9 protein-coding genes are annotated in these 11,957 nt (G+C 59.9%); 5 read left to right on the plus strand and 4 right to left on the minus strand.

The window, feature by feature from the left end; all coding sequences use genetic code 11:
* Positions 1–62 precede the first annotated feature (62 nt).
* The 3 genes from ABSB13_RS07900 to ABSB13_RS07910 all read left to right on the plus strand — a co-directional run bounded on the left by ABSB13_RS07900 (position 63) and on the right by ABSB13_RS07910 (position 3,405).
* Positions 63–1,502, plus strand: coding sequence for a sugar transferase (locus ABSB13_RS07900; protein WP_428107200.1), 1,440 nt, complete (start codon positions 63–65; stop codon positions 1,500–1,502).
* Between the two features lie 335 nt (positions 1,503–1,837).
* The gene (locus ABSB13_RS07905) at positions 1,838–2,470 is read left to right on the plus strand and encodes an OmpA family protein (protein WP_428107202.1); all 633 of its coding nucleotides are present in this window, start codon (positions 1,838–1,840) and stop codon (positions 2,468–2,470) included.
* Positions 2,471–2,625: 155 nt separating this feature from the next.
* Positions 2,626–3,405, plus strand: a complete 780-nt coding sequence (locus ABSB13_RS07910; protein WP_428107205.1) for a class I SAM-dependent methyltransferase — start codon at positions 2,626–2,628, stop codon at positions 3,403–3,405.
* A gap of 1 nt (position 3,406) precedes the next feature.
* Here the strand turns inward: ABSB13_RS07910 and ABSB13_RS07915 are convergent, their stop codons facing one another.
* Positions 3,407–4,279 carry a class I SAM-dependent methyltransferase gene (locus ABSB13_RS07915; RefSeq protein ID WP_428107207.1) on the minus strand — a complete coding sequence of 291 codons (873 nt, stop codon included), beginning with the start codon at positions 4,277–4,279 and terminating at the stop codon, positions 3,407–3,409.
* Between the two features lie 74 nt (positions 4,280–4,353).
* Entirely contained in the window at positions 4,354–5,103 is a 750-nt protein-coding gene (locus tag ABSB13_RS07920) for a methyltransferase domain-containing protein (protein ID WP_428107210.1), read from the minus strand.
* A gap of 66 nt (positions 5,104–5,169) precedes the next feature.
* Here ABSB13_RS07920 and ABSB13_RS07925 point away from each other — a divergent pair, with 66 nt between their 5' ends.
* Entirely contained in the window at positions 5,170–5,922 is a 753-nt protein-coding gene (locus ABSB13_RS07925) for a TylF/MycF/NovP-related O-methyltransferase (RefSeq protein WP_428107212.1), read from the plus strand.
* An 11-nt stretch (positions 5,923–5,933) separates the two neighbouring features.
* Here ABSB13_RS07925 and ABSB13_RS07930 read toward each other — a convergent pair whose 3' ends face one another.
* Entirely contained in the window at positions 5,934–6,971 is a 1,038-nt protein-coding gene (locus ABSB13_RS07930) for a glycosyltransferase family 2 protein (RefSeq protein WP_428107214.1), read from the minus strand.
* Between the two features lie 9 nt (positions 6,972–6,980).
* Positions 6,981–8,249 (minus strand): oligosaccharide flippase family protein, encoded by a 1,269-nt coding sequence (locus tag ABSB13_RS07935; RefSeq protein ID WP_428107216.1) that lies wholly within the window; start codon positions 8,247–8,249, stop codon positions 6,981–6,983.
* Between the two features lie 662 nt (positions 8,250–8,911).
* Here ABSB13_RS07935 and ABSB13_RS07940 point away from each other — a divergent pair.
* On the plus strand, positions 8,912–11,653 hold the full coding sequence (locus ABSB13_RS07940) for a choice-of-anchor D domain-containing protein (RefSeq protein WP_428107217.1): 2,742 nt from the start codon (positions 8,912–8,914) through the stop codon (positions 11,651–11,653).
* The last annotated feature ends 304 nt before the right edge of the window (positions 11,654–11,957 follow it).

The raw sequence follows: 11,957 nt of genomic DNA on the forward strand, positions 1-11,957 counted from the left end.
GGGCAGGTTTAGGGGACTGCGGCCCGAAGGCTCGGCATGCTGGGAAGTAAACCGGTGGGGGGATGCTGAATCCGCAAAATAGCAGGGAAGCGGCTGAGCGAATTGCTGACGCAATTTGTATTTTCGTCGGCTACCTTCTGGCCACAGAAATCGCCTTGGCGTTCCAATGGGGCAGGATTCGGGTACTCCTGCCTGGTGGGGCTTCGCAAGCGAAATCGCAGTATTCGGCCCTCTTAATCGTCGCGATCCTGCTCTGGCTGACGCTGACCGCATACACCGAAACCTATCGACCCCACCGCACGGAACGCCTCAAATTCCTTGTTCGCGGGCTGACGCAGACGTTGCTGATCTGGTCGCTGGTGACGATTGCGGTGATCTTTGCACTGAGATTTGAATTTCTGAGCCGGCGGTTCACGATTTGTTTTATTGCCACCTCGATGGTTTTCATCTTCATCAGGCAGCTGGGAACCGTGCTTGTGTTGCGCAGCCTGCGCCGCTCCGCGCATAAGTGGCGGACTGCGGTCGTGATCGGCGACGACGAGGCAACCTGCCAGCACTTCGCGGGACTTCTGACTGCCGCGCATCCCATGGGCTATCAGCGGGTAGACGTTCAGCCGGGAAAGCGGGCGGTTGGCTGCAACGGTAATCGGGCGGAATCCGGCATCAGCTGCAAGTGCGCCTCGCTCGAGGCGATTGACGATGTTTACCTCATTGGCGTGAACGACGGGGAGGATGGGTCGGCGAGTGCGGGGTGCATGCTCACCCTTCTCAAGCAAGGCAAGTCCGTTCACATCGTACCCAGCCTGCTCGATACGAGGCTGTTCCGCCAGTCGCTCGGCGATATTGCGGGGATTCCGGTGCTCTCGGTGAGCAAGGGCGAGCTGAGCCCCATTCAGGCGGCGGTTAAACGCTTAGTCGATTTCGTCGTCTCGGCGCTGTTATTGATCGTTCTGTCGCCTGTGATCGTCGCGATCACGGTCGCGGTAAAATTGACCTCGCCGGGCCCCGCGTTTTTCCGCCAGAAGCGCCTGGGTCTCGACGGCAAACCCTTTACCCTCTTTAAATTCCGCACCATGCGCACCGACGCGGAGCAAATCCTGAAGGACTCGCCGTCGCTGCACGCCAAATACCTGCAAAACAATTTCAAGCTTCCCAAGGGCGAAGATCCGCGCCTGGCTCCGCTCGGAGGATTCCTGCGCGCCACCAGCCTCGATGAGCTGCCGCAACTGTTCAATGTCTTGATCGGTGAAATGAGCCTGGTCGGGCCGCGCCCGATCGTGCCCCCTGAGGCGGTTCATTACGGCGATTCAGCGATGCTCTTCATGTCCGCCAAGCCAGGGATGACCGGCCATTGGCAGGTCAGCGGCCGCAGCGAGATCGCGGAGTACGAGAAGCGGGTCGAATTGGACCTCGAATACATCCGCGACCAGTCAATCGGCAAAGACCTCGAGATATTGCTGCGAACCGTTCCGGCAGTATTGCGGCGCAAGGGCGCCAACTAGCGGTTGCGGCGGAATGTCGTCGCCGTAGTAGCTGCAGGCTCTGCTACCGTGGTTTTTCCTGATGCCATTGATTTCGCACCTTTTCCCCGGGTCGCCCGTATGGTAGGAGTTCTGCTCAGGGGCTTCGCGCAACTATGATCAAACGATCACTCCGTCAGTCGTGTCTGTTCGCGTGTTTCGCGATAGTTGCCGGATGCTTATCCGCTGCGCCTTCTTCTCTGGCGGCGGCGCGCCCAGCGCGCATGCCGCGCCGGGTTGCCCTGTATCTTAATCTCCAGGATACGGGACAGACAGTTGTGCTTCCGGTCGGGGAACAACTGGTCGTGACGCTTCCAATGAAGACCTACAACGACAACTACTGGTATGTGGCCCGCAATTGGGGCGGGGGCCTGAAATTGATAGCGGGGCCTGACGAGCGACGCCCGAAGAATTGGCGACCCTCGCGGCGATACACCTCGGAGGTGTTCTACTTCCGTAGGGAAGCCCCGGGAACCGCGCATTTGGTGCTGGAACAGAGCTATTGGTCGAAGCCGATGATTCTCAAGGTGGTCGATCGGCCATTCCCATCGCCTCTGCTGCCTCCTGCTTCTGCTGCTCTGGCTGCTGCATCTTCTACTCCTCCGATCAAGGAGAGACTGGTGCTGCGTGGTATCCATTTCGACTTCAACAAGTCGACGATCCGGCCCGGTGATGCAGCCGTTCTGGATGAAGACGCTTCAACGCTTAAGGCCAGCCCCAATGTGGCGGTAAACGTCAACGGTTACTGCGATGCGATCGGCGGCGAGGAATACAACTTGAAGCTGTCCGATCGACGTTCAGTCGCCGTGGTGGATTACCTGGTGAAATCCGGGATTCCGTCGAGCCAGTTGATTCCGCACGGGTACGGCAAGAATGACTTCGTCGCCACCAACGACACGGCTGAGGGCCGCGCCCAAAACCGCCGCGTCGAACTGGCGCCCAATCAATAAGCCGGGCTGAGACTGAAAACGTCTGATAACCGGCCGCAGTCCCCTACCGGGTGTTTCGATAGGCGAGGCCCAGCGGACGGTCTCAGGCCGCAATCGCCCGGCTCGCCCCGATGGGATTCCGACGACCTCGGGCGTAAGCTGTCCACTGCGATACCATGCCCATAATTGCGCAACACGTTCCGATATATGAGGAAATCCTGGCGCTACCCGGGATCGTCGGCGATCCGATACTGTCGTGGGGTGTCACGAAGATCAATATTCCGGATATCTTTCGCAAGCCGTGGGCAAAACTGTCGATTCGCGAGAAGGTGATAAAGCTGCATCATTGGCTGCTGCACAATCTGCCTTGGACAGTTTCCGCCGAATTCGATCAGCCGGATTTGGGTGCGCTGCTCCGAAAGCGCGGCGTGCAAACCATCGACATCCTTGATTGGTACGACAGCCGCGCGAACCTCCGGCTCGATATGAATCAGCCGGTCGCTGCCGAGCTTCACAATCGTTATGGCATGTTCATCGACATCGGCTGTTTGGAGCACGTTTTCGACACCCGCCAATGCATCGAAAACTGCATGCGGATGGTCGCTCCCGGCGGCCATTATGTGCTCTGCACTCCGGTCAGCGGATACGTCGGTCACGGCTTCCATACGTTTGATCCCAAGGGACTCGGCCTCGCGCTGACCCTGAACGGGTTCGAGGTCGTTTATCAGCGGTACACTACGCCAATGGGCAAATTTCTTGAGAAGCCCAAGGGAGACACGCTCATCTGGCTGGTCGGGCGCAAGCTGAGCGCAATGGGGGAATTCAAGATTCCGCAGCAGGACTACTGGTGGGGCGAATTTTTCGGAACCGGTCGGCAGCCGCTAACCCAGCCCGGTAAGGCGCCGTCCGGCGAGGTAGACCAATCCGAGCCGGCGCGCGCGCGCGCCGCACGCTGACCTAATCTCGCGACCCACCGGAATAAAACTCCGCGATGCGGCGCGCCCGTTCCGCTTCATCCATGAAATGAGGATTTTTGAGCAGCCGCAATGGCTTGCGTGTCTTCCCGTCGCGCGGCGTCACCACGGAAAAGCAGTCGATCAACGATGGACCGTGGTTCCAATTGACTAGTTCCTGCGACCTGCAATCGAGTCCGGCGGCGTCGCATGATTCCCGGAATATTCTGGCGCTCATCGATTCGGCGCGATTGTCGAACGTGTTGACGAGGCCCCAATCCGTCAGCTTCGATTGCAGCCGCCGTCGCAGCCATAGACTCCGCGACATCGGCGCCGGCTTGGCGGCGTCGGCGCCAATCGGCTGGGGCCGGCCGATCGCCTTGGGCAGCCAAATGGACCTGCGGTACGACTCGAGATTCGAGTGGTGGAAGAAGGCGAACCCGCCGGGCTTTAATTTCTTGCCGAGTTGATTCAGATACGCAGCGATTACGTCCGCCTCGACATGCACCAGTGAATCGAAGCTGAACGCGAAGTCAACGCTCCTGTCCTCCACCATCGCCAGCGACTTGCCGTCATTCACGTAGCATCGCACGTGCGGGTCCGACGCGAAGCGTTCCTTGCACCTCTCGATACAGGCCGGGGAGACGTCAACGGCGACGAGCTGCTCGCAAAATCCCTTGAGGAACTGTGTCCAGCGGCCGAAGCCGGGCGCAATTTCAAGAATCGTGGACGCGGGGAGGAACTTCCGAATGCGGGGGAAGATCGAAGCCCACCACTCCAGATCTGTTCCGCCCCATTTTACCGACCACTTGTCGCCGTCGTCCTTCCAGCCGTCCGGCTTGCCCCACAAAATCAAGTTTTGCTCAACCGTTGGCATGGTACTCTACCGCTTAAAATTGGCGTTGATAGGGATGGAATGGGCAGGGCTCTTCAGGAGCCGGAGAATCCCCTTCAGGATTTAGGCCGCAATGCCTTCGAGGCGCGGCGCAGCACCCGTCGAGTCAGCCTTCGCGCGCGCCTCGCAGGCCCTTCCGCTTGCGCATCAGCCACCCACATGTGGACCCATTCAGACTCAAGCCCCCGCTCGACCTCGGGGCAGTCCGCCAGCGCCGGATTGCCGGCGATCGCGTCAGGCGACGCGAACAAGACCATATTCTGGCGATACCACCAGGCCACTCTTCGGTCGTCGCGAAGCTTGGGCCGGAATGGATCGAGCATCCTGAATCCGAACTCTTCAAAAATCTTCCGCCAGTAGGACAGGGGCTGGCAGTTGACGTGTCCTTCGCCCCCCTGACCAGGAGGCGCCGCGGAGAACAGAACTTGCGGTGCCGCCGAGGTCAGCTGCCGCACCAGGTGCCGCGCATTGGCTGCGGGGATATGCTCTGCAACCTCCAGGCACATGGCCAAGTCGAATCGACCTGCCGGAATCTCGAATTTGCTGCTCAGATCGGTGGGACGAAAGCGATCGGCCGGAAACAGCAGCGTCGATGGCTTGAGATAGTCGCCGTCAAGTCCGACGATTTTCGCTATCCCCTGCGCCTTGAATTCGCCCAGCCACGCGCCACGGCCGCAACCGACGTCCAGCACACTCGACGGATGAGTGAGGGCCACCACCATCGGCACGACGATTCGAGCGGAGTCGCGCGTACGATCGCGTTCATACATATCTTCGGCGTAATAGTGTGCCAGGCTTTTGCGCATCAGTTCCCGCCTCTATTTTGTCTAGCGATTCGCAAACAACGGCGCCATCAGATACCATCGCGGAAAATGAGTCTCTCGAATCTGCTGCCCAAACCCGCAGTCATCGCGGCCAATCTGGAAAGGCGCCGCCTTCGCTCAAGCTTCAGTAAAATCTACAGGAAATTTCGCGCCTATACGATGATTCACGAGGTCAAGTACGTCAACAACCTGGAACTCTGCTTCGAGTTCAGAAAGATTTCCGGGTGCGTGGTGGAGTGCGGGGTGTGGCGCGGGGGAATGAGCGCCGGGATGGCCGAGGTGCTCGGTCCCGATCGGCACTACTTTCTGTTCGACAGCTTCGAGGGATTGCCGCCCGCGCGCGAAGATCTCGACGGTGTGGCGGCGACCGCGTGGCAAAGCAATACCAAGTCGCCGACTTACTACAACAACTGCACCGCCGCTGAACAAGAAGCTGCGGCAGCAATGAAGCTTTCCGGCGCAAGTTCAGTTTCGCTCGTCAAGGGATGGTTCAATGAAACGACTCCGGGGTTCGCTCCTCCTTGCGAGATCGCAGTTCTGCGCCTCGACGGCGATTGGTACGATTCCACCCGCGTCTGCCTGGAGAATCTGTATCCGCATGTCGCGCCGGGCGGAATAGTAATTGTCGATGACTATTACAACTGGGATGGATGCGCGCGCGCGGTGAATGAATTTCTTGGCCGTATCGCGTCGCCGAACTCGGTCCCAAGGCTTCGCCAGTTCCACGATCGGGCTGCCTACTTGATAAAGCCGGACGCTGCGCAGGCGGCGACGAACGGTTCGCCCCGACAGAGCGAATAGGTTCGCGGCGCCTATCGTCCGGGCGCGGCCAAACGCGAGACCACCGACATCGGCCCGACCGCCATCACGACGAACCAGATCAGCTGCGATGCCCGCACTTTGACAGCCAAATCGGGCTCTCGGATCGACGCTCGGATTCCCTTGACGAGCAACTTGAGCCGGGTGTCGCCCGCGATTGGGTGAGTCTTCGGATCAAGGCGGATTGAAGCCATTCGCAGCTTGATCCGCCGCGAGGTTGAACCCAGGACGCGGGGATCCAGCTCGATCCCCTTGGCCGCCGCGACGGCGCAAATCGTTTCCGGAACGAAAAACACCGCGCTCAATCGCCGATGAAGGGCTTCGAGATGGCGACCCTTGAGACGCGAGTCGTTGTCTTCATGAATGCGGTAGCGGCCGAGCGGCGCGCAAATCGACACCACGTCGCCAAAGAATGGCGTCAGGAAAACCAGCGGCTTCTCCGCGGCGGCAAACCAGATCGCTTCGTCCAGCGGCATCAGCCGGGTCAGCGCCGCGCGAGCATATGCATTGCCGCTCGAAGGCGAGGACGGGTATTCGCCAAAGCGCACGATTCGATCGCGGATATCGCCGTTGGGTATGAAGCCGTTGAACGGAGGCACGCGCCGTCCGAGCGGCTTGCCGCGATTATCGACCATCTCGAGCTGAAACTGCGCCTTGGCGACGCCCGGGCGCCATGCCTCCACCACCCGCGCGGCGGCTTGCACAGTCAATTCATCGTCGGCATCCAGGAACATCACGATCTCGCCGCGGCTCGCCGCGAACCCGGCGTTGAGCGCCGAGCCGTGCCCGCCGTTGAGCTTGATGATCGGGATGACGCGCTTCCCGTATGCTTCGATTATTTCGCGCGATCCGTCGGTTGAGCCGTCGTCAACCACGATTACTTCGACCTGCGGGTAAGTCTGTGCAAGCGCGCTGTCAATTGCGGCGCGCAAATAGCGGCCGTAGTTGTAGTTGGTGATTATGATGCTGACCAGCGGCCGTCCCGATTGCATGATTGGCGATGGCGCCGTCGCGGTACTGGGGGAACTCATCTCACCGGCCTAATCCGTCTGCTGCAGCAGATAGGCCATTATCGGCAGCGCGACCAAAATAGATATTACTCCCGCGGCCGCGGCGCCGACCGGCCCGTGCCACGCCGTCAATGGATAGATCGCGATCGCCAGAACCGCTGCGCGAGTGGCTGCCGCGATGACGTATCGTTCCGGTTTTCCCAGCCCGTTGAGAAAGCTTCGCCCGACCACCAGGATCCCCTGCAGGATCCCGTAGATGCACAGGACCTTGAGCGGGTTCACCGCGTGAATCCAGGCTGGTCCGAACAACCGGAGAACGACCTGATTGCCAAAGGCGAATATGAACGCGGCGTATGCCAGCCCGACCGCAGCCACCACCCCTACCACGGACCAGTACAGGCGCACTCTTGCGCGGCGATCCTTGCGCAGTCGCGCCACCATCGGAAACGTCACCAGGGATGCGGACATCGTAAATTCCGCGACCGGCATCTCGCCTGCGCGAAAGGCCATTTGGTAGTTACCCAGCGCGCCGGGTCCGAGCAGATGGCCGACGGTCAGATTGTCGAGTTGCTTCGCAATGAATTCGCACAGCATGCCGAAGCTGAACCACAATCCGAACGACAGCATTGTCTTCGCGTGGGCCATGCTGAAGCTCAGCCGCGGCCAATGCGGAAATAGCCAGTAGGTCAAAATATCCCGCACCACCGCGCCGGCGAGCAACGAGAACACCAGACCGCGCCAGTCGCGCCAGTACAGCACGGCCATAAGGCCGAATATCAAACTCGCCGCAACCTCCGAAACGTTCATGATGGTCACGAAATGGAAATCGAGACGCCGATAAAGAGAAACAAGCCGCGGACTCTGAATCGATTGCAGGATGGGCAGTGGAACGATAGCCCAGAAAACAGTGTAGGCCTCGCCCAAATGGAAAAAGTTGCCCAGCGGACGCGCGAAAACGACCAGCATCAATCCGATAATCAGGCTGCGCACAAGATAGGTCGTGAAAAGAGTGTCAAGATACGGATCGATCCGATCCTCTTGCTGGATGAGCGCCTGTCCCATGCGCGGATCGCTTACCGCACTCAGCGCCGTGCAGACCAAGGTCGCACTGGCGATCACGCCGAAGTCAAAGGGTTTGAGCAACCGCACGAAGAGGATGTACCGCGCGGCGGTGCCAACGGAGGTCAGTCCGCGCGCCGCTGCGGTCCATGAAAGACCGGTGAAGAATGTCTTGAGTAGCGCCTCCCTGAGTTTGTGAGCGGCTTCCCGGTGGCCATCGCTCGCGTCCGCGGCGTTCATCTCCGGTGCAGACGCCTCATCCGGTGGCGCTGCCCGGTTTACCGGTTCGGGGGGCATTGTGACGATTCGCGCTCCATAGAAAAACTGTGCTCCGCCACTATGCCATGTGAATGCCGTGCCGGCATAGCGAGGACGCGATCCCTCGAATCTTAGGCAAGCTGGCACTGGGGCCAATTCGCTACTGTCCAGTTTCGGACAGTACCGCCAATCCCATGCCGGATCTCATCTTAACTTTGCGCTACGGAGCCTCTTTGGGCTCCATCGACGCTCGAACGCCAACCGCTCGACACAGCGGAGAACCCCGGCTGGCTCGTTCGCCAAATCAAATGCGTCATGGGCGTGAAGATCGTGTGCGGTTACGCGACAGAGTGCTCCACCCTGCAACATCCATGAGTATCGACGGCTGACAGACCTCTAGCGGCAGGGAAGTTGCTCTTTGAGTGATTGTGAAGCGCACATCAACTCAAGCGAAGGCAACGATTATGTCGCATCGATACCGATACTATACATCATTATCTATTACATCATTAGCTACTAGGTCATTAGCTAAATGCTCTGTTTTGGTATTACTATTGTATACTCTTTCGCTGATACGCGGATCTCCCGCCTTTGCTCAGACAGTTGTCGACGGCGGCTTGACCGCTCCGGAAGTCGGCTGGTCGTTGGGGTCTAATCTGCTGGTGAACGGCGATTTCTCGCAAGGTACAACCGGTTGGACATTTTCGAGCCCCTGCTTCAGTCTCGATCCCACCACTGTGGCGCCCAACGGCGCCGCCAGCCTGGAGATGAGCCAACTCGCAACTTGCACCAGCTTCGCTCCGATCGCGAAGAATTCGCTCGCGGTCATCAGTGGGCAGGAGTACACGCTCAGCGGCGAGCTCATGACTGAAGATCTTGTCGGCTCAAAGTCCGTCGACGGCGCGGATTTCGATCTGTTCGGCTATGGCCGCTCGCCTATTATGACCGGCACCACCGACTGGACCACCACGACTGTGCAGCATCTGACCGTCCCCTCAGGGGTGAACTCGTCTGTTCGCCTTCAGACCTACGGCGCAGTGCCGACCGGAAGCGCCTGGTTCGCAAACATGTCGCTGCAGCAGGAGATACCGCCGGGACTACAGATGTTTCTGCTGTACCCGAACTACCGCGGAATGATGTTTTCCGATCAAAGCCAGGTCGCAAGCGTGGAACTGACCGTCACTCCGCCTGCCGGGATCGCGCTGTCGAGCCTGCAAGTCGTAATCAACGCGACGGACGCCAGCGGCAATATTGTCGCCAGCCAGACCGTTACTCCCGAGTTGGCTCAGTTCACGGGCACCCTCGACATGACATCCTTGCCGCTTGGGGTTTACCAGGTTGCGGGAATACTCGAGGATGGCAGCGGCAACGTTCTGATGGCGCAAAGCCCCTACGCCATCGTGAAGCTCGGCGCGTCGCTGCGCGCGGGCATGAAGGCGTGGATCGACCCCGCCAATCTTGCGCATTTCATCGACGGCAACCCTCATTTCGTGCTCGGAATCTACGACACGACTGATTATTCGAACAGTTCGGCTTACTACGTGCCGCGGCTTGCCGCGATCGCGCAGGCGCCGATCAACATGATTATCAACTACTACATTACCAATGCGCAGACGCCGGCGATTACCGCATACACCACTGCGATGAAGCAGTTCGGGATTGCGTTTCTGCCCGACGTGGCCGCCTTCTATACGGGCCTCGCAGCTTGGCCGGCCGGCCCCGCCAAGGAGTTTGGAACCGAGAATCAGGACACGCTGATTTCCGATTACGCGGCGGCATTTTCTTCCGACACCAGCGTGGTGGGATACTACGTTGGCGACGAGCCCGCGCTCAGCCGGCAACCGGAAACGTTCACCCAGTACGGCCTGATCAAGGCGGCCGATCCCTCGGGCTTCAACCTGGCTGTCCTCAACACCCCGCTCGCTCTCCCGGCCTGGAAGGACACCGTCGATGTTCTGGGCGTCGATGCCTATCCGCTTGCCGCCCTCACCGGCAACGATCTCGCCGAAGTTGCGGATCGCACTCGCGCAGCGTACCAGGCTGGCTACGGCTCGCGCCCGGTGTGGACCGTCATCCAGTTTTTTCAATTGGATTTGGAATCCGCATGGCCGACCCAGCAGCAACTCCACGACATGAGCTGGATGGCTATCGTCGAGGGTGCGAACGGACTCTTTTACTGGGAATACGGCCTGCGCGGGCTCAATGAAGTGAAAGATCCGGTCGAGCACGCGGCGCTTTACCAGGAGCTGATCAACGTGACCACCGAGATCAAATCGCTGGAGCCAGAGCTGCTCAGCCCCGACGCCCCGGTGATCACCGAGAACTCCGAGGCGGGCACCGTGTTCACCAAGACCAAGCTCGGGAGCGGCGGAACCCGCTACCTGTTCTCGTACAACTACACCGCGTCGCCCGTGACCGCCGAGTTCACGCTTGCGCAGCCGGCGGCCAGCATTATCGACTACGACACCGGAGTCAGCACTGCGCCGGATACCAGCACGAGCTTCTCCGCCACATACCAGCCTTATCAGGCGCACGTTTTGCTCATCAGCGATTCCCCGCCGGCCCCAACGCCCATTCCAAGCGCGACGCCGTCGCCGTCGGCCACCGCGACTCCCACCGGGTCCCCGACGCCAGCGCCAACCTCAACCGCAACGGCGACTCCGACTCTGACCGCCACGGCGACTGCGACTCGGACTGCCACGGCGACTGCGACTCGGACTGCCACGGCGACCGCGACTCGGACCGCAACACCGACGGCTTCCGCGACTCGGACCGCAACACCGACCGCGACTCGGACCGCAACACCGACGGCTTCCGCGACTCGGACCGCAACACCGACCGCGACTCGGACCGCAACACCGACGGCTTCCGCGACTCGGACCGCAACACCGACCGCGACTCGCACTGCCACGGCGACTGCGACTCGGACTGCCACGGCGACTGCGACTCGGACTGCCACGGCGACTGCGACTCGGACCGCCACGGCAACTGCGACTCGGACCGCCACGGCGACCGCGACTCGGACCGCAACACCGACGGCTTCCGCGACGCCCACTGCGACGTCCACGCCCGGCGCGTTGTCAATCTCGCATGCGAAGTTGAATTTCGGGGACCACAGACTTGGCACCACCAGTTCAGCAAGGACTTTCAAAGTAACCAACCACGGCGGGGTGGCGGTGAAATTTACCGGAATGTTGGTTACCGGTGACTTTGCGCAAACCAATACCTGCGGCGCCAGCCTCGCAGCGCACACCACATGCGCCGTCAGTGTCACCTTCGCGCCGACCGCCATGGGGAAGCGAACTGGCAACTTGCCGCTCCAGGACGACGCCGCCAATAGTCCGCAGGTGGTTAATTTGAGCGGCAAGGGGAACGACCGGGACTAGCGGCCTCGATGAACGCCGGCCATCTCCGATGGCCGAGCGAGGGGGGTGCCGCGCCCCCGACCGCGTCCTTATAAGAAATTCGCCTCAAAGTCGGCTTTCCTATCTGATTGTATCCGAACGGGTCAACGCCTTGTTAACTTCGGCTAACTGTCTGTTTAGATAACTAGCTGTAATCTTTAGAGAACTTATTCTAAGTTTCAGATAATTCTTGGTTATTTCAGCTATTTCTTTAGCTTATCCTATCTCCTATTTACTCATGGTGGATATTTTGCGATAATTCCGCGTTAATTGCCGATGCCCAGTG

The sequence above is a fragment of the Binatus sp. (SeqCode) genome (assembly GCF_050013435.1).
In the GTDB taxonomy this organism is placed as follows: domain Bacteria; phylum Desulfobacterota; class Binatia; order Binatales; family Binataceae; genus Binatus.

Coding starts and splice junctions, on each gene's coding strand:
- ABSB13_RS07930 (WP_428107214.1), bottom strand. CDS start 6,971: ATGAGTTCCCCCAGTACCGCGACGGCGCCATCGCCAATCATGCAATCG.
- ABSB13_RS07900 (WP_428107200.1), top strand. CDS start 63: ATGCTGAATCCGCAAAATAGCAGGGAAGCGGCTGAGCGAATTGCTGAC.
- ABSB13_RS07935 (WP_428107216.1), bottom strand. CDS start 8,249: ATGAACGCCGCGGACGCGAGCGATGGCCACCGGGAAGCCGCTCACAAA.
- ABSB13_RS07915 (WP_428107207.1), bottom strand. CDS start 4,279: ATGCCAACGGTTGAGCAAAACTTGATTTTGTGGGGCAAGCCGGACGGC.
- ABSB13_RS07910 (WP_428107205.1), top strand. CDS start 2,626: ATGCCCATAATTGCGCAACACGTTCCGATATATGAGGAAATCCTGGCG.
- ABSB13_RS07925 (WP_428107212.1), top strand. CDS start 5,170: ATGAGTCTCTCGAATCTGCTGCCCAAACCCGCAGTCATCGCGGCCAAT.
- ABSB13_RS07920 (WP_428107210.1), bottom strand. CDS start 5,103: ATGCGCAAAAGCCTGGCACACTATTACGCCGAAGATATGTATGAACGC.
- ABSB13_RS07905 (WP_428107202.1), top strand. CDS start 1,838: ATGAAGACCTACAACGACAACTACTGGTATGTGGCCCGCAATTGGGGC.